We start from the raw sequence: 23,413 nt of genomic DNA, 5'->3' as shown, positions 1-23,413 counted from the left end.
TCAGTTCGCGCATATTTTTCTGCTAACTAACCACCCAACGGTGTTAGAAGGCGTAGGGGTACGGCGACCAGTCGGGATCGCGCTTCTCGAGAAACGCGTCGCGGCCCTCGGCCGCCTCGTCGGTGCCGTAGGCGAGGCGGGTCGCCTCACCGGCGAACAACTGCTGCCCGACGAGCCCGTCGTCGATCAGGTTGAACGCGTACTTCAGCATCCGCTGGGCGGTCGGCGACTTCGCGCAGATCTTCTTGCCCCACGCCAGCGCCACCGCTTCGAGCTCGGCGTGCGGCACGACCTTGTTGACCATGCCCATCCGGTACGCGTCCTCGGCGGAGTACTCGTCGCCGAGGAAGAAGATCTCGCGGGCGAACTTCTGCCCGACCTGCCGCGCCAGGTACGCCGAGCCGAACCCGCCGTCGAACGACGCCACGTCCGCGTCCGTCTGCTTGAACTTCGCGTGCTCCGCGGACGCCAGCGTGAGGTCCGCGACCACGTGCAGGCTGTGCCCGCCACCCGCGGCCCAGCCGGGAACGACGCAGATCACGACCTTCGACATGAAGCGGATCAGCCGTTGTACCTCGAGGATGTGCAGCCGGCCCGCGCGCGCCGGGTCGATGGAGTCGGCCGTCGTACCCTCGGCGTACTTGTAGCCGTCCTTGCCGCGGATCCGCTGGTCGCCGCCCGAGCAGAACGCCCAGCCGCCGTCCTTCGGCGACGGGCCGTTGCCGGTGAGCAGCACGCAGCCGACGTCGGTGGACATCCGGGCGTGGTCCAGCACGCGGTACAGCTCGTCGACGGTCTGCGGCCGGAACGCGTTGCGCACCTCGGGCCGGTTGAAGGCGATCCGCACCACACCGGCGTCGACCGCGCGGTGGTACGTGATGTCGGTCAGCTCGAAGCCGTCCACCTGCTTCCAGGCCGACGGGTCGAAGATCTCGGAGACGGTCACCCGGCGAGCATATTTCAGCCCCGTGCGGTGCTCTCCCGCAGTACTACTTCCGCCTTGAACGTCTCGGTCGTCGCGTCGCCGCCCTCGATGGCGAGCTCCAGCGCACGGCGGCCCATCTGCTCCAGCGGCAGCCGTACGGTCGTCAGCCCCGGCCACACGTCCCGCAGCGTCGCGATGTCGTCGAACCCGGCGACACCGAGCCGGCCCGGTACGTCGACACCGCGCGCCCGCAACGCCGACATCGCGCCGACCGCCATCACGTCGTTCACCGCGAACAGACAGTCCACATCGGCCTTGCGGTCGAGCAGCTGCTCCGCGGCGGCGTACCCACCGTCGCGCGTGAAGTCACCGGACTCGACCGCCACCGGCTGCAGCCCTGCCTCGGCCAGGCCCGCGACGAACCCGGCCCGCCGGTCCCGTGCGGTCGCCAGGCTCTCCGGCCCACCCAGTACGGCGAACTTCCGCCAGCCGAGCCCGACGAGTTCGCGGGCCAGATCCGCCGACCCCGAACGGTTGTCCGGTTCAACGGTGTGCGCCGGCATCCCGGACTGACTGACCAGGGCGAGACCCGCGCCGGAGTTGAGGAACGTCTCCACCTCGGTCGCCGTCCGCGCCAGGCTCTCGCTGTCGGTCCGCCGGCTGCCGATCATCACCGCGGCCCGGGCTCGTTGCGCGCGCAACGACGACAGGTAGGCGATCTCGCGGTCCGAGTCCCGGAACGTGCTGGCCATCATCACCAGCAGGTTGCGCTCGTCCGCGGCGCGCATCACGCCGTTCGCGATCGCGGCGAAGTACGGGTCCTCGATGTCGTGGACCAGGATGCCGACCAGGTTCGTCGACGACTTGGCCAACGCCTGCGCCTGCGCGTTCGGCGTGTAGCCGAGCTCGTCGGCGGCGGCCTTGACCCGTTCCTGCAGCTCTGGACGGGGCACTCGATCCCCGCCGTTCAGCACGCGGGAGGCGGTCGCGACCGACACACCCGCACGCTGCGCCACGTCCAGCAATGTCACCGGTGCTCGCAGATTCACTGGCCTACCCTTTCGTGCGTCCCCCCGGGGGCGGTGGCGGTCACCCTACCGAATCACCCGTTCTCACGCTGAGTATCGGGCAGGTCGCTGCCAATCCGGTCAGAACCTGGCTTTGCGGCGCGGGAGTGACTAGCCTTCCCAGCCATGAGGACCGTCCACGCCAGGGTGACGATCCTGGTCTCGTCCGCCGTGCTCAGCCTCACCACCCTCACCGGTCCGGCCATGGCTGCTCAGATCCCGGACGGGCCCGGTACGCCGACCCCGGCTGCTGCCAGTGTGCCGCAGCACGTCGACACGCGCACCAAGAGCACGCAGCCGGTCTACGACTACGCGAACGCGATCCGCGAGTCGGTGTACGTCGACACCACGATGGACACCGACAGCGACGGCCAGGACGACGTGATCGCGGTCGACATCGTCCGGCCGAGCGAGACTGCCCTCACCGGCAGGAAGATCCCGGTCATCATGGACGCCTCGCCGTACTACTCCTGCTGCGGACGCGGCAACGAGAGCGAGAAGAAGACGTACGACGGCGACGGCGTGATCCGGAAGATGCCGTTGTACTACGACAACTACTTCGTCCCCCGCGGCTACGCGATGGTCGGCGTGGACATCGTCGGCACCGGCCGCTCCACCGGCTGCGGCGACGTCGGCGGCCGGGACGAGATCCAGTCCGTCGTCGACGTGATCGACTGGCTGAACGGCCGCAACACCGCGCACACCGCCGGCGGCCAACTGGTGAAGGCGTCCTGGACGACCGGCGCGGTCGGGATGATCGGCAAGTCGTACGACGGGACGCTCGCGAACGGTGTCGCGGCGACCGGGGTGAAGGGCCTGAAGACGATCGTGCCGATCTCGGCGATCTCGTCGTGGTACGACTACACCCGGTCCGGCGGCGTACCGTACTCGGACGACTACATGCCCTGGCTCGGCGGGTACGTCGGTCACGACAGCGCGGCCTGCGACGAGGTCCGCGGCGAGCTCGGCGACAACGACGACGACGAGACCGGCGACTACACGTCGTTCTGGGCCGAGCGCGACTACACGAAGAACGCCTCGAAGGTGAAGGCGTCGGTCTTCATGACGCACGGGCTCAGCGACTACAACGTGCAGACCAACCACTTCTCGCAGTGGTGGTCGGCGCTGTCGCGGAACAACGTGCCGCGCAAGCTGTGGCTCGGTCTCGAGGACCACGTGGATCCGTTCGAGTTCCGGCGCGACGAGTGGGTGGACGAACTGCACAAGTGGTTCGACTACTGGCTGCAGGGCCTGCAGAACGGCGTCATGAAGGAGCCGATGGTCTCGGTCGAGACGACGCCCGACGTGTGGCGAGACTACAAGACCTGGCCGGCCGTGAACCGCCCGGTGTCGGTGCCGCTCTCGGCCGGCAGACTAGGGGCCGCCGGCAAGGGTTCGGTGATGGTCACCGACGATCCCGACCTGACCGAGGACGACATCGTCGCGGACCCGTCGGAGGTGATCGCGGGGCGGCAGATGTTCTTGTCCGCACCGCTCACCGCACCGCTGCGGATCAGCGGCACGCCGTCGGTCACGCTCCGCCTGAAGTCCGACTCGGCGACGACACCGATCACCGCCAGGCTCGTCGAGTACGGCGAAGCCGCGCGGTACTCCGGCGTCCGCCGTACCGACGAAAGCACCTGTGAAGGCTCGAGCACCGACTACGACGACAGCTGCTACTACACCGTCGACAAGGTCACCACCCAGAGCGATCACGGCATCGTCAGCCGCGGCTGGATCGACGCCGCCCACAGCAAGTCGCTCTCGAAGCCGACCCCGCTCAAGCCCGGCCAGTGGACCACCGTCAACGTCCCCCTCCGCGCCCAGGACCAGATCATCCCCAAGGGCCGCATCGTCGGACTGGCCATCACCCTGTCCGACACCGAATGGACCGCCCCCAACAACACCGGCGCCTCCATCGACATCGACCTGGCCGGCAGCAAACTCAACATCCCAGTCTCCTCAGGCAAACTGACCGCCCCCACCCAACTCCCCACCATCAACGTCCAGATCAAAACCCCCACCCAACGCCCCAACCTCCACGACCCCAAGAACTAAAACTCCCCCACCCACCGAGTCGTGAAGATGGGCTGTGCGAACCAGCCACGATCCACGACTCGATGAATGGGTCCAGAGCCATTCGCCACGATTGGCCGGGGCTGTGGATAACGGACGTCGTGGGGTCGGGAAATCGGGACAATGGTGGAGTGTTGTTCACGGTGGCGGACGCCCAGGCGTCCGGGATCTCGCGAGGCGTGCTGCGCGGCACGCGGTACCGCAGGTGCTGGGGCCGGTGTACGTCGACGGGAAGGTTGCCGTCACGCCCCGGTTGCAGGCCGAGGCCGCGCTCCTGTTGACGCCTGGTGCGGTGGTGAGCCACGAGACCGCATTGAGCCTATGGACCGCCAACGACCGTGCCGACGACGTCGTACACGTGACGGTCCAGCGCGACACCTTCCTCGACCTGGCGCCGTCCTGCGATCTCACCAAGCTCGTCGCGGCGGGAGACTCTCTGGTACGGCGTACCGACGTCGAGCCGCACCACCTGGTCGAGGCGGGGGCCGCGGCGATCGGCGTACGAGGCGTCCGACTCGCCCGCGAAGCCGCAGGGCTCGTGCGCGGCGGCGTGGACTCCCCGATGGAATCCTTGCTCCGCCTGCTGATCGTCTTCGGCGGCCTCCCCGAACCTCAGATCGGCTACGTGATCACCGACACCGCGGGCGGCTGGCTGGTCCGCGTCTTCACCGCCTACGACCTCCTGAACATCCCCCACACCGTCGTCGCCCGCATCGCCGAGGACCTCCACATCCGCCACCATCCCCTAGCCGCCTGACCCACGGCTCGAATGATTAGTTGCCTTCGGCTACGAAGTGCATGGGGTCGCCGAAGGAGAGGTCGGTGATGTTGGCTGTGTGGAAGGCTCCGACCAGGAGGGATCTGCGGTGGGCTGCGAAGGTCAGGACGTGGGCGACCATGCCGCCGTAGGTGAAGACGCGCGGGGGTTCGCAGGTGGTGTCTACGAAGCTTTCGTCGAAGCGGCCTTCTTCGTTGAGTTGGTTGACCAGGGCCACGAAGCGGGCGCCGGCGTCGGCGTGGCGGGTGCGGAGTTCGGGGATCGGGGTGACGACCTGGCGGCCGCACTCGGGAACCTGGAACGGGCGGTCCTCGACGGACGCCAGCCACATCTCCTCCTGCCAGACCAGGCGGTCCAGTAGGTAGCGGATCGAGATGTCGTCGTCGATTCCTTCGACGGACAGCTCGATCGGCCGATCCAAGGTGGCGGCGTCCAGGCGCGCGCCGCGTTCGATCATCTCGCCGGTCAGCCACACGTGGTGCTCGACCATCCTGACAAGTACGTCCATGCCTCTCACCTTTCGACGTGCCGGCAGCCGGAGCCCGGCCGGCGGCTGGAAATGCACTCCACTGGGCGCCGCGAGGAAGAACACCCGCGACGCTTCCCGTCGCCACTCGCGTGGCGACATCCCATAGGCCCTGGCGAACGCCCGCGTGAACGCCTCGTGCGACCCGTACCCGGCCTCGATCGCGACCTCGAGTACGGCGACCGGCTCGGCCAGCAACCGGTACGCCGCCCGCTCCAGCAGCACCCGCCGCCGGAACGCGAACGGCGACTCACCGGCCACCGCACCGATCACCCGATCGAAGTGGAACCGCGACAGATGCACCCGTCCTGCCAGCCCCGCTCCGTTCACCGGACCGTCGGGACCGTGCAAACCGGCCGCGACCACCGCCACGAACTCCTCGAACACATCCGCCATGCCCACCACTGTGCCCCCATCACCCCGCCTCGGACTTGATCGAAATTGCGGAACGTCTGAGTGGTTAACGGAGTACTCCACAATGTGTAGTAGTCTTCTCAGCGGAGCACCGCCGGTGCCGGAGGAGGTTGCGATGGATACGAGCCAGCTGCTCAAGGGCGTACTGGATCTCGCAGTGCTCGCCGTACTGCGGGACGCCGACGGCTACGGGTACGACGTACTCCGCCGGCTGCGCGCCGCGGGACTCGAGGACGTCGCGGACGCCTCCGTGTACGGGACGCTCCGCCGGCTGTTCCAGGCCGGCGCGCTGACGTCGTACGTGCAACCGAGCGAGGAAGGCCCGCACCGCAAGTACTACGGGCTGAACAAGACCGGCCACGAGCTGCTGGCCCGATCGACCAAGACCTGGAATCACTTCGCCGACACGATGTCGGTGCTGCTGGAGGAGGAGGCCGCGTGAACAGCACTCTGACCGGAGCGGTCGCGATCTACCTGACGCAGGTGCGAGCCGAGCTCAGTGACCTGCCGCCGGGCGAACTGGAGGACGTGCTCCAGGACGTCACCGACCACCTCACCGAGGTTGCGGGCGAGTTCGACGCCGAGCCGACCTTGAGCGACCTGCAGGTGCGCCTGGGGACGCCGCGGCAGTACGCCGACGAACTGCGGACCGCGGCGGGCTATCCGGCACGCACCGAGCCGGTCAGCCAGGACTACCTCGCGTCCGGCTGGAAGGCGCTGCGCTGGGGCCTGATCGCCGGCACGGTCGGGCCGTTCTTCGTTGCCATCAGCATCTTCGCGTGGTCGCACGACGAGACGGCGTTCTTCGGGCTGCTCGGGCTCGGCGTGCTGTTCGTCGCGGCCTTCCTCGGCGTACGGGCGTTGCACGGCAACGACCCGCGGATCGTCCTGGACACCCCGCGAGGCGCGCAGTGGGCGACGGCGGTGCGCGGCTGGATCGACCAGGTCCCGCCGAACGCCCGGCACGAGCTGGTGACGATCGGCCAACCGGTCTGGTGGGTCGCGCGCGGCATGATCGGCGCGGGCGGGTTCTTCGCGCTGTTCGGCGCCGCCTCGGTGACCGTGGTCGGAGCGATCGCCGGCGCGGCGGTCTCGATCTGGATCGGTCGCCGGACCCAGAAGGACCGGCGGTGGCTGTGGTACGTCGTACCGCTGAACGTCGTCGCGGCGGTCGCGGTGCCGGCGTTCCTGGCCGCGGCGTACGTCGGTGCGTCGTTCGGGTTCCTGGACAACTACAACGACTACCGCGGCAGCTCGGGGAGCTACGAACCGCCGACCAACGGCGTGGTGGTGAACGGTTCCACGGTCTCGAACATCTACCCGTTCGATGCCCAGGGCAAGCAGGTGGCGGTCCGGCTGTACGACCAGGACGGCAAGCCGATCAGCATGGAACTGCAGGACTGCGCGACCAACTACGGCCAGGAGGCGCGGGACACCACCAGCAACCTGTTCCCGCAGGCCGTGATCGTCCCCGACGAGAACGGCGACATCGGCCCGGACAACTGCAAGGACACCACCAAGGCGCCGTTCGTCCCACCACCCGCCCCGGCCACCCGGACGACGTCGCCCACACCAAGTGCCGGCCCGACCGCGAGCAGCACACCGAGCGTCGTCCCGACCACGGCCAAGCCCACTGGAACACCGGGCGCGACGGTCACCGCGAAGCCGACCAGGTGACCCGACGCGCGGACTAGGGTGACTGGCTTCGCTGCCCGCCCCTGCTCTGTGAGGTACTCGCTCGTGTGGATTCTCGGTGTCATCGCCGCCGTCGCCATAGTCGTTGTCGGTCTAGTGCTGTGGTGGGCGTCGACCGGCCCTGACGACGACCTGAACACCGACGAGGACTTCGCAGTGCTGCGCAAGTGGGAATGGGAAAGCCAGCTCACCGAGCAGCAGGAGAAGGCCCTGATGGAGGGGCTGCAGTCGTACCACAAAAGCAAGGACGGCCCGATCGCCGTGCACAGCGAGCACGCCGAGGTCACGCTGTTCGCGCCGTACACCGTCATCTCGCTCTACCTGCTGGCACAGCGGTTCGTTGCCCTCGGCCCGGATGCGGTGTCGTACCCGATGAGCTCGGTCGGCCGGTTGCTCGACGAGTGCGCTGACAAGGAGCAGCCGGGGGTGCTGCACCTGCGGCACGACTGGTTCCCCGACGAGGGCGTGGACGGGATGGACACGTCCGCGTTCGCCGATCTGGTGATGGACGTGCTGATGCAGCACCCGGACCGGCGCGTCACCCTCGCGTCCTGGAACGGTGACGGCCTGGTCGACGCCACCGTCGGCGCACCCGATCCGAGCCTGCACACCAACCGCCTGGCACTCGACCTGGCCCGGGTGCTCGAGCAGTACGGCGCGGCCCGTCAGACGCAGCCACAGACGCCGCCGATCGACCTGCTGCGCACGATTCTGCCCAGGATGGTTGCGTCCGAGGCTCCGGGCGTGCTGTGGATCCGCCCGGTCACCGACGACGAGCGGACGGCTCTAGGAGCGTACTGACGCCGCCGCGACCCGGCGGTACGTGTAGCCCAGGCGTTCGTAGACCTTGATCGCGGGCGCGTTGTCGCCGTCCACCATCAGCCCGACTCGCCCGTGGCGCTTGACCAGCTCGGCGGTCACGAACCCGCACACCTGCCGCGACAGCCCCTTGCCCCGGGCAACAGGATGCGTCGCGACCCCGGCGAGGAACCCGACCTCGGGCGCGCTCCACGCATCCGCGGCGATACTCAACAGCTCACCGTCTGAGCCCGTCACAGCAGCCCATCGCCGTACGCCGGACTGCCCGGGCCACGCGTACGACGAGGGCGACGCCTCGATCAGCAACGCTTCGAGGCCGGAGTCATCGTCCAGCCAGGCAGCCGTCGTGGTGAGGTCCGGGAGCGTGTCCGCGTCCATCCACCCGAACGACGCCGAGAACCTCACCCCCGGCACCCGCTCCGCCAGCTCACGGATCAGCGCCTCGTCACCGAACGGCCGGTACGTCGGACCGACCTCGGCGAGCACGTCGGCGGTCAACCGCACCGCGTCGTCGACCGGGCCGATCACCGCGAGCCGATCATGTTTCGACACGTCCGGTGACGCGACCGCCACCGCGGATCCCGCACACCAGGCCCGGACACCGGCGGCGAAACCCTGAGCCGCCCAGCCGATCATCGGGTCGCCCGCACTCACCAGCTCCAGCTCAGCCGGCGTCTTGATCTCCCGCACAGACCGAACCGTAGTTCAGTCCGCGCGCTGGATCGCGTACGGGACCAAATGGCGGTAGCCGCGGACGGCGACGCGGCGGAGGCGGTGGATGGCGTACGACGTGTGGCCGTCAAGGGCTGCGGCGAGTTCGCGGTCGGCGAGGACCCGGCCGGGTTTGCATTCCGTGGTGAGACGGGCGGCCAGGTTGACCACCTCGCCGTACACGTCGCCGAGCCGGATCAGGATCGTGCCGTACGCGAGCCCGATCCGCAGCTCGGGAAGGTCCTCGTCGGCGTTCACCGCGTCCTGCAGCGCGAGCGCGACCGCGGCGCCCTGCGCGGCGGTGTCGGCCACGAACAGCACCTCGTCGCCCATCGACTTGATCACCCGGCCGCCGTTCAGCGCGACCACGTCGGCGGCCGTACCCTCGAACTTCTCGATCAGCTCCCCGAGCTCGGACTCGGTCAGCCGCCGCGTCAGGCGTGTGTAGCTGACGATGTCCGCGAACCCGACCGCCCGCACGCCGCGCGCCAGCTCGTCGGACCCCGCCACCGCCCGCCCGGCCGCCGCGGCCAGGTGCCGGCGCCAGACGTACGTCTGCAGCCGCTCCATCGCGGGCAGCAGCAGGCCCGCGACCTCGATCGACTCGTCCGCGGACAGCTTGGACGCACCGAGGAACTCCAGGAACATCGCCGACTGCCACGACGCCAGCCGGGACTGCGTCTGCCCGAGCTTCCGGGCCAGCGACGACTCCATCTCGGGCTGGATGAACCCGTCGTCCTCGAGCGCCGCGACCAGCCGCAACGCCTCGACGTCGTCGTCGGTGAAGGCCACCTCGTCGTCCGGCACGGTCGCGAACCCGAGCGCGTGCCACATCCGCTCGGCGCGTTCGTTCGAGATCCCGGCCCGCTCGGACACCTGGATCCGGGTGAACTTCCGCTCCCCGCCCAGCAGGGTCTGCTCGAACTCCCGCGTCAACCCGGCCAGATCCGGCGCCCGAGGCTCAGTGGCCACCGCGGCGCTCGACGATGGTGGCGTCGATGGCGTCCCGGAACGCGGGCAGCCGACGGGTGAGGTCGTCGAACTTCTCCCGGGTGAAGTGCAGCAGCTGCAGCCGCGACTTCGCCGTGACGGTTGCCGTTCGCAACGTGTTCTTCCGGACCGCGACCTCGCCGGCGATGTCGCCCGGGCCGAGCTCGGCGATCTCCTGGCCCTTCTCGCGGACCGCCGCCGTACCGCTGAGGATCAGGTACGCCGCGTCCGGGGGCGTCTGTTCCAGGATCAGCGACCAGCCGGCCGGTACCGAGACCTCCTCACCGGCGCGGAAGATGTCCCTGATGTCGCGTCCGGACAGATCCGCGAACAGCGGCAGGTCCCGTGGGGACGTCCTACCCAGTGCCACGTCGATCCTCCTCGTCGGCGATCAGCCGATGTTTCCAGTCAGTAACTCTAACGCACGCGCAGAGATCAGCAGGATAGGCGGGCGGCGGCGGTGGATCGCGAGGGCCGGGTTCGCCGCGACCTGCGTACTGGTCGGGACCGGTTCGTCGAGGCGTTCCACCTGGAGCCCGTGGCGGTGCAGACTCGCGACGATCGACCCGATGGTCCGGTGATATTTGATAACACCCTCCACGAACCAGGTCCGCTCGCGACGCCCCTCGTCGGCGTAGTCGTCGACCACGTAGTCCGCGGCAATCACCGGCGCCGTCATCACCGGATGCTCCATCGTGAACACCAAGACGCCCCCAGGCACGAGCCACCGCGCAATGCGCGCCACCAGGTCGTCGAAGTCCTCGACGTAATGGACGGCCATGCTGCTGACGACAAGGTCGACAGACGCAGGCGGTACGTCGAGGTTCGCGAGGTCAGCCCGCTGATAGCGCAGGCGAGGATGCGGAGTGGCGGCCGCGAGCATCTGTTCCGAGGCGTCGACGGCCAGTACGTCGGCCGCTCCCGCCTCGGCGAGACGGACGGCCAGACCCCCTTCGCCGCAACCGAGATCGACCACGCGCGCCCCGGCGACCGGCGGGAGCGCCGCGTTCATCGCGGGGATCTCCAGCGGCTCGTTGATCGCCTGACCAGACCGACGAAGCCGCCGGTACCCGTCGAGGAAATCCGGATCGTCGTACAGCGCGTTCACAGCCAGCGCTCCAGATCATGGATATCGATCATCGGCAGCTCCCAGCGGAGGGCGAACTGCTCAAGGTCGGCGGCCCCGGCCATCACACCGTCCGCACGCATGACTTCACAGCAGACACCGACCGGTGCGAGACGGGCTGCCTTGCACAGGGCAACGGTCGCCTCGGTGTGGCCTTGACGCTCGGCCAGTAACCCGGAGCGCGCCGCGAGCGGGAACACGTGACCCGGCCGGAGGAAGTCCTCAGGTGCCGCGTCCGGCGCCGCCAATCGCCGTACGGTCGCTGCTCGCTCCGCCGCGGACACGCCGGTCCCCGGTGCCGATGCCAGATCGATCGGCACGTGCATCGCCGTACCTTGGCGGTCGCCCCCGCCTGGGATCGGGTCGATCTTGAGCCGGCGCAGTACGTCGGCGTCGCACGGGATCGTGGTGTGGCCGCAGACCTGGGTCAGGAGGAAGCGCATGGCTTCGGGGCGGAATCGCTCGCCGGCGAAGACCACATCGCCTTCGCCCTCCGCGGTTGGGTCCCAGACGACCACTCCACCGCCGGCGGCGATCTGCGCGACCACCTTCTGTACGCCGATCTCGCCGCTGAGCTGCCCCGCCCACGGCAGCCGCGTCACCGCGCGCATCAGCTCGGGCCCGTTGCCGTCGCGCGCCATCCGTACCAGCAGATCGCTCTCAAGGTTGACGCGATCACCGGCGACCAATGCGCCGAGCTTGGTCTTCACCAGCGTGTTCGGCACGAGTACGACGGAGAACCGGTCCTTGAGCACCTCCGCGACCGTAATGCTCACGCCGTCGATCGCGACCGACGTCTTCGCCACCAGCCGCGCCAGCAACCGCTCCGGCGGCTTGATCCAGACCCGGTGCCCGGCCGGCTCCACGTCGACCCGCAACACCTTGCCGACACCCTCGACGTGTCCCTGGACGAGATGCCCGTCGATCCGGTCGCCGATCGCCACCGGTAACTCAACGTGCATCGTCGTACCGACGGCGACCCGGTCCAGCGTCGTACGGCGTTTCGTCTCGTCGGTCACCACCACGCGGATCTCGCCGGGCGGACCCGTCTCCGCGGTGAACCTGATCCCGTCCAGACACACCGCGCCACCCGGCGCGACCGCTACGTCCGAGGTCACCCGCAACAGGTCGCCGGCAACCTCCGCGACGGTACCTACCTGCTCGATTCGTCCTGTGAACATGCTTAGCTCTCCGCCACTCGACCATGGCCAGGGACACGCAGTCCGAGCTGAAGCGGGGTATCACCGCATGGCCCCGGTCGCACCGGGTCACTCCGTCACGGACGGAGCCGACGGGCCGGGATCGCTCCTCACCGTCACACCGTGGAATCGCACCAGCTCGCAGTAAACCACACCACGAGCCTGCCCCAGCGGTTGACCGGGGGGCGGGGTGGGGTTTAGTTTCGGAAATCGATTTCTGCCCTCCCTGGGAGATGCCATGCGGAAACTGTGGTTGCTCGTCCTGCCTGCGCTGATCGGAGCGGCTGTCGTGCCTGCCGACCAGTCCTCACCCGCCCAGGCAACCGCCGTACCGTCGCCCGTCGAGCGGATCGCCAAGCTCACCGGTCCCGAGTCGATCAACGACACCGAGGCGCGCTTCGCCCTGAAGTCGACCGACCTCGGCGTCCTCTGGGACAACGGGTCCGGCGAGATCCTGACCGCATTCGGCGACAGCTACGGCAGCGGGTGGACCGGGCCGGGTGGCGGGGCTGGTGACCAGGCGACGATCGACTGGCGGTGCAACCTGCTCTTCCGCAGCAAGGACCGCAACCTGGCCGACGGGATGACGCTCGACTCGGCGGCCGAGGACCGGCCCGGTCACGCCAAGGAGTTCCTGCCCTGCAAGAAGATCGACCGCGACGAGCACACGGTGATCCCGACCGCGGGCATCTCGGTCGGGAAGCGCCAGTACGTGCAGTACATGTCGGTCAACTACTGGGGTCCGGCCGGCAGTTGGTTCACGAACTACTCCGGCTTCGCGTACTCCGACGACAACGGCGAGAACTGGACGAAGGACCCCGGCGCCCGCTGGCAGAACACCAAGTCGTGGGACGACAACTTCCAGATGGTTGCCCTGGCCAAGGACAAGGGCTACGTCTACATGATCGGTACGCCGAACGGCCGCTTCGGCAGCGCGCACCTGGCCAGGGTTCCGGAACGACAAGTACTGCAGAAGAAGGCCTGGCGGTACTGGGACGGCCGGACCTGGTCACCGCAGGAGACGGCCGCCGTACCGATCGCGGTCGGCCCGATCGGCGAGGTGTCGGTGCAGTGGAACGCGTACACCGGCAAGTGGTTGATGATGTACCTCGACGAGCACCGCGCCGCGATCGTGCTGCGCTCGGCGAAGGACCTCACCGGCCCGTGGAGCGGTGAACAGGTCGTTGTCAAAGGCGCCGAATACCCAGGTCTCTACGGATCGTTCATGCACCCCTGGTCGTCGGGACCGGATCTGTACTTCACGATGTCCCAGTGGGATCCGTACAACGTCTTCCTGATGCGCACCAAACTCACCGACGACGGCCAGATCACCAACCTGGTCACGGATCCCGGCTTCGAGAGCCAGACCACCGGTACGCCGTCCGCACCCTGGCAGCTGAGCGGCACCGGCGGCATCGACCGCGCCAACCTCGGCCACACCGGCACGAACAACGCGTTCGTCCGCGATTCGATCGGCACCCACCAGATCCAGCAAACCGTTGCCGTACGTCCCAATCACCGCTACCGCCTGTCCGCCTGGATCCGGACGGCGGACAACAACTCCGAGACGATGCTCGGCGTCCGCACCTTGCGCGGACGCACGATCGCACAACAGACCGGTGGCGCGCACCCGCAGTACACGAAGGTCAGCGTCGAGTTCGACTCCGGACGCGAGTCGCTGATCCAGCTGTACGGCGGATTCTTCGGCCACGGTCAGGACGTGTGGCTGCAACTGGACGACGTGGCGCTGGAGGAGATCCGCTAACTCGCCCGGCGTCTGCGGCGGGTGGTTCGTGCGGTACGGCGTCGTATCGGGCGGCGAGGACCGACGAGGCGAGGACCGGCCAGGCGGTCCTCGAGACGACGCGCCTCGCGGCGGATGGGCTGGGCGACGTACTCGCCAAGGATCAGGCCCGAGGCGAGTGCGACGCCGATCGCGACCGCGGTCGTGAGGCTGACGATGCCGATCAGCTGACCGACGGCCATCAGCTCGTAGAGGCCCTTGTAGATCGTCAAGCCGGGCAGCAGCGGGATCGAGCCGGCGACGACCACGACCAGCGGCGGCACGCCGGTCCGCCGGCCGCTGGAGTAGCCGCCCAGACCGACGACGAAGGCCGCGGCGGCAGTGGACCAGGCCGGTCCGAAAGAGGCTCTGGTCATCAAGGTGAAGATCAGCGAGGCCAACGCACCCATCACGGCGACCGGCAGCAGTGCCCGCAGGGGTGCGTACGTCGCGTAGGCGAACGCGACCGCCATGACCGCGCCGGAGATCACCATGATCGGGAGGTTCGCCAGCTGGATCGTCTGGGGTTCGATCCCGACGTTGAGCCCGAACCTCAACCCCAGCGCGAGACCCAGCGAGACACCGGCGATGATCCCGCCGGTGAGGAGCATCGCCTCCAGAAGCCGGGCCGCGGCGGTCACGTAGTACCCGGTGATCGCGTCCTGCACAGCACCGGTGAGGGCGATCCCGGCCAGCAGCACGATGATGCCGGCGGCAACGACCAGGGACGGTTTCACCGGCGCGTGCACGGCGTACAGGACCAGCGCGACCGCGGTCGCGACGAACGCTCCGGCGACCTGCTGGTAGAACGCGGGCAGTCGCTGCCGGTTGAACCAGCGGTTGTTCAGATCGATCACGATCGCGGTCAGCACCGCCACCAACGTGATCAGCCAGCCACCGCCGAGCAGCAGGGTCGCGCCGCCGGCCATCACGCCCCAGGCGAGCACCGCACTCCACCGCGGGTACGGCGGACCGGCGGACGTCAGCCGGGCGAGTTCGCGCGACGCCTCCTCGCGGGTCACGTCGCCGCGGGCGAAGTGTCGTACCAGCCGGTCGACGTCGGTCAGCCGGGAGAAGTCCTGGGACCGGTAGCGGACCAGCCGGATGTGCGTCTCGGGCGCAACGTCCGGCGCGGCCTGGTACGAGACCGCCATCGAGGTGAACGTGATGTCGACCTCGCAGCCGCGCAGTCCGCCGGCCGCGGTCACACCGAGGATCGTCGCGGTGGCGTCCGCCGTACCGGCGCCGCTGGACAGCAGCACCTCACCGACCCGCAAGGCCAGGTCGATGGTGGCGTAGACCTCCCGCTGCTCGTCAGGCTCCATCTAGCAAGCGATGCGCCATCGCGAGGTCGGTGATCAGGATGTTGACCCAGCCGCCGAGCAGGGCCGCGCGGATCGCGGAGTATTTGCGGTCGCCGCCGGCCACCCCGATCCGGCGCGGCACCGCCAGCAACTCCTTGGCGGTCACCCCGATGACCCGCTGGTCGAACGTCGAGCGCACGAGCTTTCCCTCTTCGTCGAAGAACCGGAAACACACGTCCCCGACGGCACCGAGCCGGCGCAGCTCGTCCTGGTCGGCCTCCGCGACCGCGTTGCCGCTGCGCTGCAGCAGCGGCGAGGGCTCGAGGCTGCCGATCCCGACCAGGGCGTCGGTGAGCTGTCCCCAGGTGCCCAGAACGTCCCGAACGGACACGTCGTTCATCATCGCCCGGCGTACGGCGGGCGTCCCGACCAGCCCGGGCGCGGGCAGGTAGACCGGCATCCCACCGGTCAGCTCGGCGAACCGCGCGGTCAGCCGGGTGGCCTGCATCTGCACCGCGGCGTCACCCAGACCGCCGACGATCTGGACCACCTTGTCGACCACCGGCACGCTCTTGCGCGGCATCCGGTCGACCGCGCTGATCAGGGTCTCGCTCCAGGACGAGATCCCGACCACGTGCCCGCCGGTCAGAGTCATGTCCAGGTACGCCGCCGCGCCCGAGCCGAGCGCGGGCAGTACGTCGTCCCCCACGCCGAGGGTGTCGACGACGACCGCGTCGCGCAGCCCGTACCGGCCCTGCAGCTCGTCCTCGAGGTCGCTGTGCACGCCGCTCGGCATGGTCACCACGGTGTGCACGATGCCGACCTCGACGGCCTGCTTCAGCATCCGCGAGACGCGCGCCTGGGACAGGTTCAGCTCGGCGGCGATCTGCGGCTGACGGATGCCCTTCTCGTGGTACATCCGCGCCACCTTCGCGAGCAGCCGCAGCTCGTCCAGCCCCGGCTGGCGCACCGCGCGGTTCGCGTTCACCTCGACCCCCTCGGAAGGTTCAGGAATACGGACTATAGGTCAGGAAGACACAGGTAGACGCGGGGCGCTCCACCCTCGTCCGGGATCGGAGACGTCGGAGTGTCGCGTTTGCCGGTCGCCACCACCGACCCGTCCCGCGGATCGACAATCGTGTAGCCCAGCGGGACGGTGTCGTCGAACACCATCACCGGCCCCCCGTTCTCCCGGTACACGATCAGGCCGCCGTCCGCCGTACTCAGCGCCCGCCCCGAGATCGTCCGGGTCCAGTCCGGCACCATGTCGGTGGTCGTCACCCCGTCCAGGATCCTCCCGAGCAGTCCGACGTACGTCGACCCTTCGAAGTCGACCGCCTCGCGCCAGCCCGCGCCCGGCGCGAGGAAGAACTCGGAATGCCCCGGCTCCTCCGCGTGCAGCCGCCACTGCCACAGGCTGCCGGCGCCGTAGACGACGCCCATCGTGCCGCCCGCGCAGAGGTTGCTCCACGCCTCGTGGCCCTGCCACCAGCCCTCGCCGACACCGGTCCGGCCGGTGTGCTCGTACGTCGGTTCGCCGTTCGCGACGGCCTTCACCGGCTCGTTCCGCCACATGTCCGCGACCCGCTCCGGCACGTGCTCGCCGGTGTGCCCGGTCTGACACCACTGGAAGTCGAGCCAGTCCGCGTCCTGATGGGCGCGGGCGCGGATGTGTGGCCGGTAGTGGATACCGGTCGGCTGCTCGTAGCAGTCGGCGGCGTGCACCTCAGCTCCTCCGGCGGCAGTCTGCGGTTCCGCACCGGAGCCGTCCCCGCCGACCAGGTAGACGGCCGGCCGAGCGCCGTACCGCGCGACGAGATAGCGGCAGTACGCGGCGTACTCCGATGGCGGTACGACGGTGCCCGCGACGTCGAGGCCCTTCCAGCCGAAGCCGTGGAACACCGGCTGCAGAACGGGGGCCAGGCCGTGCTCGACCAAGATGCCGAGCAGCTCGTCGAGGTACTGGAAGTACTCGACGTTCATCCGGTTCAGGTGACCGTCGGCGAGATCCTCGAAGCCGACCGCGAACCCCTCGTCCTGGGTCCGGTCGCGCGGCCCGACGGCGCGCATGTCCGGTTGGACGGTCATCAGCAGGACCGCGTTGAACCCCTTCGGCTGCCGGTCGGCGGCGTACTCGCGGACCTGGTCGGGGGTCGCCCGCCACGGCAGCGCCCAGGCGGTATCGGCGACGAGGATCGCGGGAGTCCCGTCCGCGTGCACCAGGCTGCGGCCGCCGGGCGACATCCGCCAGAACCCGTGCCGGTAGAACGGGTTCGCCTCGTCGGTTGGAGCCTCGGCGACCTGCAGTTCACCGCCCGACCACGTCCACAAACCAGCAAGCGGCGGGGCGAAACGGACGCGGTGCGCGTCACCACCGTCCCAGAACGCCGGGCGCCGGAGCCGTCGGCCGCTCTCGTGCTCGAACTCGACCCAGTCGGAGGTGGCCGGCAGCTCGATCTCCCGCCAGACGGATGAGATGGACATGACACTCCAGGGGTGCTCGTTGCCGGTTAAGCTGATTCTGAGAAGAACACACGTGCTCTGGGGTCGGTGAAATTCCGAGCCGGCGGTGACAGTCCGCGACCCGTGACTTCGTGAGAAGAAGCGGTTGACCTGGTGGAACTCCGGGACCGACGGTGAAAGTCCGGATGGGAAGACGCACGTGGCAGCTGCACGTCCCTGGACCGGGGGCGTGGGGCTTGTCGTTGCCCCGGAGTGCTCACGAATGCATTGCCGAGAGGACAACGATCGTGAACACCTTGACCAGCCTGGACACCATCGAGCACGCCGTCGCCGAGCTGGCCGCCGGACGACCGGTGGTGGTCGTCGACGACGAGGACCGCGAGAACGAAGGTGACCTGACCTTCGCCGCGAGCCTCGCGACGCCCGAACTGATGGCCCTGCTCGTCCGTCACACCAGCGGGTACGTCTGCGCGCCCGCCGCGTCGGAGATCCTGGACCGACTCGAGCTGCCGCTGATGGTGCCGAACAACCAGGACAGCCTGCGTACGGCGTACACCGTGTCGGTGGATGCCGCGACCGGTGTCGGGACCGGCATCTCCGCCGCGGACCGGGCCCGGACCGTCCGCGTGCTGGCCGATCTCTCGGCGCAGCCCGCGGACCTGATCCGGCCCGGCCACATCCTGCCGTTGCGCGCCGTCGACGGCGGAGTCCGGCAGCGGCCCGGTCACACCGAGGCCACTGTCGAACTCGTCCGGCTCGCCGGGCTGCCGCCGGTCGGCGTGATCGGTGAGCTCATGAACGACGACGGCACGCTGATGGCCGGTGCGGACCTGCGCACGTTCGCCGACGCTCATGGTTTCGCGATGATCTCGATCGCCGACCTGGTCACTTACCTGTCGTGACGAGCTTGCGGGCGGCGTCGGCGATGCCCTCGGCGGACAGTCCGTACCGGTCCAGCAGGTAGCCGGCCGACCCCGTGGGCGCGAACTCGGGGAACCCGAGGATCGACACCCGCGCCGGATGATGCTGTACGACGGTCTCGGCGACGGCACCGCCGAGGCCGCCGCCGGACACCGCTTCCTCGGCGGTCACGATGCCGGCCGTCTCCCGCGCGGCCGCGACCACGGCGTCGGTGTCCAGCGGCTTCACCGTCGGCATCGACAGCACCCGGGCCGAGATCCCTTCCTCCGCGAGCCGTTCGGCGGCGGCCAGCGCCCGCCACAGCACGGTCCCGTTGCTGATCAGGGTCACGTCGTTGCCCTCTCGCACCGTGATCGCCTTACCCAGCTGGAACTCGTAGTCGTCGGCGTACACCTTCGGCACGCTCATCCGGCTGACCCGGATGAACACCGGCCCCTCCGACGAGGCGGCCCAGCGCAGCGCCGCCGCGGTCTCGATCGGGTCGGCGGGCACGATGATCCTCATCCCGGCGATCGCCCGCAGCCAGGCGATGTCCTCGACCGAGTGGTGCGTCGGGCCGAGTTCGCCGTACGCGACACCGGGGCTCATGCCGCAGAGCTTGACGTTGGTGTTCGAGTACGCGACGTCGGCCTTGATCTGCTCGAGTGCGCGGGCGGTGAGGAAGCAGGACGCCGCCGACACGAACGGGATCCGGCCGCCGTTGGCCAGCCCGGACGCGACGCCGACCATGTCCTGCTCGGCGATGCCGACGTTGATCAGCCGGTCCGGGAACGCCTTGCGGAAGCTGTTCAGCTTGCTCGACCCGACCGAGTCGTTGACCACGCCAACAATCCGGTGATCGGCCTCGGCCAGCTCGGCGAGCGTCTCGACGTACGCGTCCCGGCAGTCGTACCGCGGTTGGTCCGCGATCGACGTACGAACGATGGTCATGGGCGCCCCCTGTCGTAGCGCGCCAACTCGGTCAGCGCCTGCTGGTACTCCGCGGCGTCCGGCACGCGGTGGTGCCAGGCGACGTTGTTGCTCATGAACGAGATCGGGTGGCCCTTGTGCGTGTGCGCGATCACGAAGGTCGGCTTGCCCGGCCGGAACGGCACGGCGGACAGTACGTCGAGCAGCTCGCCGTGGTCGTGACCGTTCACTTCGACCACCGCGAACCCGAACGCCGCCGCCTTCTCCGGCAACGGGTCGAGGTCGTTGGTCTCCTTGGTGGTCGCGCCCTGCTGCAGCCGGTTCCGGTCGACGATCACGGTCAGCCGGTCCAGCTGGTACTGCGAGGCCGCCATCATCGCCTCCCAGTTCGAGCCTTCCTGCAGCTCGCCGTCACCGACCAGCACATAGGTACGGCGCAACGAGACGTCGAGCTTCGCCGACAGGGCATGACCGACCGCGATCGGCAGGCCGTGCCCGAGCGGACCGGTGTTGGCCTCGACGCCGGCGACCTTGTTCCGGTTCGGGTGCCCGTTCAGCGCGGACAGTGGCTTGAGGAACGTCGCGAGCTCCTCGACCGGCAGGAACCCGAAGGCCGCCAGCGTCGTGTAGAGCGCTCCCGCGACGTGCCCCTTGCTCAGGATGAAACGGTCCCGCTCGGGGTCGTTCACCGTCGCGGGCGAGATGTCGAGCACAGCGCCGTACAGCGTGGCCAGGATGTCGATCGCGGAGAAGTCACCGCCGATGTGTCCGGCGCCGGCGTGGTGGACCAGCTTGAGGTCCTGGATCCGGATCTGCTTGGCGGCCTCGGCGATATGCGCGATCTGCTCGGCGCGACTGCTGTGGACCGGCAGCCGTCCGAGCACCGGCATCGTGGTGTGTTCGACGGTCAGCGTCATGCCAGCTCCGCCATCGAACTCAGCAGCACCTTCTGGACCAGCTTCTGCGCGGCAAGCGCGTCGTGCGAGGCCTGGGCAGCGGCGAGAGCTTCCTCATCCAGTACGTCGAGCGCGTGGTGAATCGCCTTCAGGAACGTGATCGCCTGCTTCGCGGCCTGCACGCTGTCCTCGCGGAACGGGAACTGGTCGAGCTGCCAGACGCCCTCCCAGTTGTTCTTGCGCAGCGTGTGGAAGAACTCGAACGTCTCCACCAGGTGCACCGAGCCGACCACCATGTCGTCGTCCCAGCCGCGCAGGTTGTCGTTGACATCGATCGCGAACAGCCGGCCGTAGTCGATCGCCAGCTGCGCCGCGTCGGCCGGTGTTTCCTGGCCGTACAGCGAGTGGCCGAAGTCGAGCAGGATGCCCAGGTTGGGCAGGCCGATCTTCTCGATGCCGAGCAGCGTCCGGGCGACGTTCGGGAAGATGATCTTCACCCGCGGCTCGCGCGGCTTGTACTCGATCACGAAGTTGATGTCCGGGTGTGCGGACACCAGTTCCTTCAGGCCATCCAGCGCCAGGTTCCAGATGTCGTGGTAGTTCACCTGGAACGGGTAGTCCCAGCCGTCCTGCCCCGGCCACAGCTTCACGTACGAGCAGCCCAGGTCCTTGGCGAGTTCGGTTGCCTGGTGCAACAGCTCCAGCGCCTGCTTGCGGACGGCCGGGTCCGGGTTGGTCAGCGAGCCCTTGACGAAGTCGCGGGTGTAGATCTCCGGCGTGATCGCGATCGCCTTCAGGTTGTTCCGCTGCAGCGCGGCCTTCACCTCGTCGAGCGTCCCGTCGTACCCGGCGAACGGCCAGTTCAGGTCGACGACGGACAGGTCGCCGACCGCACCGGCGCGGTCGATCTGTTCGAGCAGGCCGACGGGATCGCCGTACCCGTCGGTGGCATAGCGGTCCTTGTACGTCGCGAAGTGCCAGATCCCTGCGCCGAAGACCGGCATGTCAGTCATATCTTGTGTCCTAACCCTTGAGAGAACCGGCGGTGAGTCCGCCGACGATCCAACGCTGAAGCAAGGTGTAAGCAATGAGGATCGGCACCACGGCAATCAGAATGCCTGCCGCGAGGCCGGTGTTGTTGTTGGCGAACTGGCCCTGGAAGTTCAGCAACCCGACCGGGATGGTCTTGTGCGCGTCCGAGTTCAGCAGGATCAGCGCGAACAGGAACTCGTTCCAGGTCGCGACCGCGTCCAGGATCGCCACAGTCACCAGCGCCGGGACCGAGAGCGGCAGGATCATCGTGAAGAACACCCGCCAGTCGCCGGCGCCGTCCACCCGGGCGGCCTCGATGATCTCGTCCGGGAGCTGCCGGAAGAACGACTGCAGCACCAGCACCTCGAACGGGATGCCGAACGCCAGGTACGGCCCGATCAGCCCGAAGATGCTGTCGGTCGCACCGGCCGAGCGCATCATGATGAAGACCGGGACGATCGTGATGTAGATCGGGATGGTCAGCCCGAGGAACACCGTGAACATCACCGTCCGGCGGAACTTCATCCGCAGCTTGGCCAGCGCGAACCCGAGCATCGCCGACACCAGCACCCCGAGCGGCACCTTGATCAGGGCCAGGATCGCGCTGTTCTTGTACGTCGTGGCGAAGTTGCCGATCCCCCACGCGTCCTTGAAGTTCGACCAGGTCAGCTGATCGGGCCAGGACAACGGCCCGTTCCCGATGAAGTCGGCGAGCGGCCGGACGGCGGTGACCACCAGCAAAGCCAGCGGCGAGATCCAGAAGAGCGCTATCACCGCGAGAACCAGCGTCATCACCAGACCACGCTTGGTCCTCGGCGCCTTCACGGGCCCGGCGGACTCGAGCGGAACGTCGACCTGGATGGGAGCTGTCAAGGTCATGACGCCTCCTTCGTCTGCGAGCGGACGTACGGGATGCCGACCGCGATGGCGACGAGCGTGATCACGACGGCGATCGCGGTGCCGTAGCCGGCCTGGTAGTACTGGAAGACGTTGAAGTACATCCACGTCCCCATCACCTGCGTCGACGTACCCGGACCGCCGTACGTCATCGCATAGATCATGTCGAAGACCTTGAACGAGTCGATCAGGGACAACGCCAGCACGATGTAGTGCGCGGGCCGCAGGCTCGGCATCGTCACGTTCCAGAACTGCTGCCACTTCGACGCACCGTCGACGGTCGCCGCCTCGTAGAGCTCGTTCGGGATGCTCTGCAGCGCGGCCAAGTAGAGCAGCATCGGGAATCCGGTCCGCAACCAGATCGCCGGCACCATCACGGCCCACAGGGCGGTCGAGTCCTGCCCCAGCCAGGCTGTTGCCAGTCCGTCCAGCCCGATCAGCCGCAGGAACGAGTTGATCGCGCCGTACTGCGGGTTGTAGAGCCAGCCCCAGATGCTCGCGATGGAAACCAGCGGCAGGACGGCGGGCGTGTAGAAGATCAGCCGGAGGATCGGCTTGCCGTGCACCTTGCCGTTCAGCGCGATCGCCAGCAGCAGACCGATGACGGTCGGTACGGCGATCGTGACCACGGTCCAGATCAGGTTGTTCTTCACCGCGGTCACGACGACCGGGTCGCTGGGCATCTTGAGGTAGTTGTCCAGGCCAACGAAGTTGTACGTCGCGCTCAGGCCGTCCCAGTCGGTCAGGCTGAACCACAGTGACGACAACGCCGGGTACACCAGGAACCCGACGTACACGATGAGCGCGGGCAGGGCGAACAACCACGGGGACCAGCGGCCGCCACGTTGCGGTTTGGAGAGCGCGACAGTCGTCGTTGCCATG

General features: G+C 68.5%; 23 protein-coding genes and 1 riboswitch. Of the genes, 7 read left to right on the top strand and 16 right to left on the bottom strand.

From position 1 onward, the window contains the following. Positions 1-43: 43 nt before the first annotated feature. Both OHB24_RS13075 and OHB24_RS13070 read right to left on the bottom strand, forming a co-directional pair. Positions 44-946: a 1,4-dihydroxy-2-naphthoyl-CoA synthase gene (locus tag OHB24_RS13075; RefSeq protein WP_327639265.1), complete on the bottom strand. Its 903-nt coding sequence runs from the start codon at positions 944-946 to the stop codon at positions 44-46. 14 nt (positions 947-960) lie between these two features. After that, positions 961-1,974, bottom strand: a complete 1,014-nt coding sequence (locus tag OHB24_RS13070; RefSeq protein WP_327639264.1) for a LacI family DNA-binding transcriptional regulator — start codon at positions 1,972-1,974, stop codon at positions 961-963. 144 nt (positions 1,975-2,118) lie between these two features. Here OHB24_RS13070 and OHB24_RS13065 point away from each other — a divergent pair, with 144 nt between their 5' ends. Both OHB24_RS13065 and OHB24_RS13060 read left to right on the top strand, forming a co-directional pair. Then, positions 2,119-4,050, top strand: coding sequence for a Xaa-Pro dipeptidyl-peptidase (locus OHB24_RS13065; RefSeq protein ID WP_327639263.1), 1,932 nt, complete (start codon positions 2,119-2,121; stop codon positions 4,048-4,050). Between the two features lie 223 nt (positions 4,051-4,273). Next, the gene (locus OHB24_RS13060) at positions 4,274-4,825 is read left to right on the top strand and encodes a hypothetical protein (RefSeq protein ID WP_327639262.1); all 552 of its coding nucleotides are present in this window, start codon (positions 4,274-4,276) and stop codon (positions 4,823-4,825) included. Between the two features lie 16 nt (positions 4,826-4,841). Here the strand turns inward: OHB24_RS13060 and OHB24_RS13055 are convergent, their stop codons facing one another. Then, positions 4,842-5,768 carry a helix-turn-helix domain-containing protein gene (locus OHB24_RS13055; RefSeq protein WP_327639261.1) on the bottom strand — a complete coding sequence of 309 codons (927 nt, stop codon included), beginning with the start codon at positions 5,766-5,768 and terminating at the stop codon, positions 4,842-4,844. A gap of 133 nt (positions 5,769-5,901) precedes the next feature. Between OHB24_RS13055 and OHB24_RS13050 the strand changes: the two genes are divergently transcribed. The 3 genes from OHB24_RS13050 (at position 5,902) to OHB24_RS13040 (ending at position 8,282) form a co-directional block, all read left to right on the top strand. After that, on the top strand, positions 5,902-6,228 hold the full coding sequence (locus tag OHB24_RS13050; protein WP_131295191.1) for a PadR family transcriptional regulator: 327 nt from the start codon (positions 5,902-5,904) through the stop codon (positions 6,226-6,228). Then, positions 6,225-7,463, top strand: a complete 1,239-nt coding sequence (locus OHB24_RS13045) for an HAAS signaling domain-containing protein (RefSeq protein ID WP_327639260.1) — start codon at positions 6,225-6,227, stop codon at positions 7,461-7,463. The genes OHB24_RS13050 and OHB24_RS13045 overlap by 4 nt, the downstream gene beginning before the upstream one ends. A gap of 63 nt (positions 7,464-7,526) precedes the next feature. Further along, positions 7,527-8,282 carry a hypothetical protein gene (locus tag OHB24_RS13040; protein ID WP_327639259.1) on the top strand — a complete coding sequence of 252 codons (756 nt, stop codon included), beginning with the start codon at positions 7,527-7,529 and terminating at the stop codon, positions 8,280-8,282. On the opposite strand, the gene OHB24_RS13035 is transcribed toward OHB24_RS13040, so the two are convergent. The 5 genes from OHB24_RS13035 to OHB24_RS13015 are packed head-to-tail and all read right to left on the bottom strand — an operon-like array spanning position 8,268 to position 12,308. Further along, positions 8,268-8,990, bottom strand: coding sequence for a GNAT family N-acetyltransferase (locus tag OHB24_RS13035; RefSeq protein WP_327639258.1), 723 nt, complete (start codon positions 8,988-8,990; stop codon positions 8,268-8,270). The two genes, OHB24_RS13040 and OHB24_RS13035, sit on opposite strands and share 15 nt — an antisense overlap. A 15-nt stretch (positions 8,991-9,005) precedes the next feature. Next, the gene (locus OHB24_RS13030; RefSeq protein WP_327639257.1) at positions 9,006-9,983 is read right to left on the bottom strand and encodes an adenylate/guanylate cyclase domain-containing protein; all 978 of its coding nucleotides are present in this window, start codon (positions 9,981-9,983) and stop codon (positions 9,006-9,008) included. Beyond that, positions 9,973-10,371, bottom strand: a complete 399-nt coding sequence (locus tag OHB24_RS13025) for a cyclic nucleotide-binding domain-containing protein (protein WP_327639256.1) — start codon at positions 10,369-10,371, stop codon at positions 9,973-9,975. The genes OHB24_RS13030 and OHB24_RS13025 overlap by 11 nt, the downstream gene beginning before the upstream one ends. 21 nt (positions 10,372-10,392) lie before the next feature. Then, positions 10,393-11,109, bottom strand: coding sequence for a class I SAM-dependent methyltransferase (locus tag OHB24_RS13020; RefSeq protein ID WP_327639255.1), 717 nt, complete (start codon positions 11,107-11,109; stop codon positions 10,393-10,395). Beyond that, on the bottom strand, positions 11,106-12,308 hold the full coding sequence (locus tag OHB24_RS13015; protein WP_327639254.1) for a 3,4-dihydroxy-2-butanone-4-phosphate synthase: 1,203 nt from the start codon (positions 12,306-12,308) through the stop codon (positions 11,106-11,108). Before OHB24_RS13015 ends, OHB24_RS13020 begins: the two co-directional genes overlap by 4 nt. Before the next feature lie 256 nt (positions 12,309-12,564). On the opposite strand from OHB24_RS13015, the gene OHB24_RS13010 reads away from it, so the two are divergent. Further along, the gene (locus OHB24_RS13010) at positions 12,565-14,091 is read left to right on the top strand and encodes a DUF4185 domain-containing protein (protein WP_327639253.1); all 1,527 of its coding nucleotides are present in this window, start codon (positions 12,565-12,567) and stop codon (positions 14,089-14,091) included. Here OHB24_RS13010 and OHB24_RS13005 read toward each other — a convergent pair. The 3 genes from OHB24_RS13005 to OHB24_RS12995 are packed head-to-tail and all read right to left on the bottom strand — an operon-like array spanning position 14,088 to position 17,897. Continuing rightward, a complete protein-coding gene (locus OHB24_RS13005) occupies positions 14,088-15,434 on the bottom strand; it encodes a threonine/serine ThrE exporter family protein (RefSeq protein ID WP_327639252.1) in 1,347 nt (448 codons plus the stop codon). The two genes, OHB24_RS13010 and OHB24_RS13005, sit on opposite strands and share 4 nt — an antisense overlap. Beyond that, on the bottom strand, positions 15,424-16,401 hold the full coding sequence (locus OHB24_RS13000) for a sugar-binding transcriptional regulator (protein ID WP_202871043.1): 978 nt from the start codon (positions 16,399-16,401) through the stop codon (positions 15,424-15,426). The genes OHB24_RS13005 and OHB24_RS13000 overlap by 11 nt, the downstream gene beginning before the upstream one ends. Before the next feature lie 32 nt (positions 16,402-16,433). Continuing rightward, on the bottom strand, positions 16,434-17,897 hold the full coding sequence (locus OHB24_RS12995; RefSeq protein WP_327639251.1) for an apiosidase-like domain-containing protein: 1,464 nt from the start codon (positions 17,895-17,897) through the stop codon (positions 16,434-16,436). 48 nt (positions 17,898-17,945) lie between these two features. Further along, positions 17,946-18,079, top strand: a riboswitch (FMN riboswitch). Between the two features lie 84 nt (positions 18,080-18,163). Here OHB24_RS12995 and ribB point away from each other — a divergent pair. Further along, positions 18,164-18,778 carry a 3,4-dihydroxy-2-butanone-4-phosphate synthase gene (ribB, locus tag OHB24_RS12990; protein WP_327639250.1) on the top strand — a complete coding sequence of 205 codons (615 nt, stop codon included), beginning with the start codon at positions 18,164-18,166 and terminating at the stop codon, positions 18,776-18,778. Here the strand turns inward: ribB and OHB24_RS12985 are convergent. The 5 genes from OHB24_RS12985 to OHB24_RS12965 are packed head-to-tail and all read right to left on the bottom strand — an operon-like array spanning position 18,762 to position 23,412. After that, entirely contained in the window at positions 18,762-19,727 is a 966-nt protein-coding gene (locus tag OHB24_RS12985; RefSeq protein WP_327639249.1) for a transketolase family protein, read from the bottom strand. The genes ribB and OHB24_RS12985 overlap by 17 nt on opposite strands. Continuing rightward, positions 19,724-20,623, bottom strand: coding sequence for a transketolase (locus OHB24_RS12980; protein ID WP_327639248.1), 900 nt, complete (start codon positions 20,621-20,623; stop codon positions 19,724-19,726). The genes OHB24_RS12985 and OHB24_RS12980 overlap by 4 nt, the downstream gene beginning before the upstream one ends. Then, positions 20,620-21,615: a sugar phosphate isomerase/epimerase family protein gene (locus OHB24_RS12975; protein WP_327639247.1), complete on the bottom strand. Its 996-nt coding sequence runs from the start codon at positions 21,613-21,615 to the stop codon at positions 20,620-20,622. The genes OHB24_RS12980 and OHB24_RS12975 overlap by 4 nt, the downstream gene beginning before the upstream one ends. A 10-nt stretch (positions 21,616-21,625) precedes the next feature. Beyond that, positions 21,626-22,513, bottom strand: coding sequence for a carbohydrate ABC transporter permease (locus OHB24_RS12970; RefSeq protein WP_327639246.1), 888 nt, complete (start codon positions 22,511-22,513; stop codon positions 21,626-21,628). Next, the gene (locus OHB24_RS12965; RefSeq protein WP_327639245.1) at positions 22,510-23,412 is read right to left on the bottom strand and encodes a carbohydrate ABC transporter permease; all 903 of its coding nucleotides are present in this window, start codon (positions 23,410-23,412) and stop codon (positions 22,510-22,512) included. Before OHB24_RS12965 ends, OHB24_RS12970 begins: the two co-directional genes overlap by 4 nt. Between the last annotated feature and the right edge of the window lies 1 nt (position 23,413).

It is taken from the genome of Kribbella sp. NBC_00482 (assembly GCF_036013725.1).
In the GTDB taxonomy this organism is placed as follows: Bacteria; Actinomycetota; Actinomycetes; order Propionibacteriales; family Kribbellaceae; genus Kribbella.
Note: the sequence above shows the minus strand (reverse complement) of the source record. Positions and strands in the feature narration are given on the sequence as shown.

Excerpts from the sequence above, each read along its gene's own strand:
- OHB24_RS12970 (WP_327639246.1), bottom strand. The coding sequence starts at position 22,513 with ATGACCTTGACAGCTCCCATCCAGGTCGACGTTCCGCTCGAGTCCGCC.
- OHB24_RS13065 (WP_327639263.1), top strand. The coding sequence starts at position 2,119 with ATGAGGACCGTCCACGCCAGGGTGACGATCCTGGTCTCGTCCGCCGTG.
- OHB24_RS13050 (WP_131295191.1), top strand. The coding sequence starts at position 5,902 with ATGGATACGAGCCAGCTGCTCAAGGGCGTACTGGATCTCGCAGTGCTC.
- OHB24_RS12965 (WP_327639245.1), bottom strand. The coding sequence starts at position 23,412 with ATGGCAACGACGACTGTCGCGCTCTCCAAACCGCAACGTGGCGGCCGC.
- OHB24_RS13010 (WP_327639253.1), top strand. The coding sequence starts at position 12,565 with ATGCGGAAACTGTGGTTGCTCGTCCTGCCTGCGCTGATCGGAGCGGCT.
- OHB24_RS13015 (WP_327639254.1), bottom strand. The coding sequence starts at position 12,308 with ATGTTCACAGGACGAATCGAGCAGGTAGGTACCGTCGCGGAGGTTGCC.
- OHB24_RS12985 (WP_327639249.1), bottom strand. The coding sequence starts at position 19,727 with ATGACCATCGTTCGTACGTCGATCGCGGACCAACCGCGGTACGACTGC.
- OHB24_RS12975 (WP_327639247.1), bottom strand. The coding sequence starts at position 21,615 with ATGACTGACATGCCGGTCTTCGGCGCAGGGATCTGGCACTTCGCGACG.
- OHB24_RS12995 (WP_327639251.1), bottom strand. The coding sequence starts at position 17,897 with ATGTCCATCTCATCCGTCTGGCGGGAGATCGAGCTGCCGGCCACCTCC.
- OHB24_RS13055 (WP_327639261.1), bottom strand. The coding sequence starts at position 5,768 with ATGGCGGATGTGTTCGAGGAGTTCGTGGCGGTGGTCGCGGCCGGTTTG.
- OHB24_RS13005 (WP_327639252.1), bottom strand. The coding sequence starts at position 15,434 with ATGGAGCCTGACGAGCAGCGGGAGGTCTACGCCACCATCGACCTGGCC.
- OHB24_RS12980 (WP_327639248.1), bottom strand. The coding sequence starts at position 20,623 with ATGACGCTGACCGTCGAACACACCACGATGCCGGTGCTCGGACGGCTG.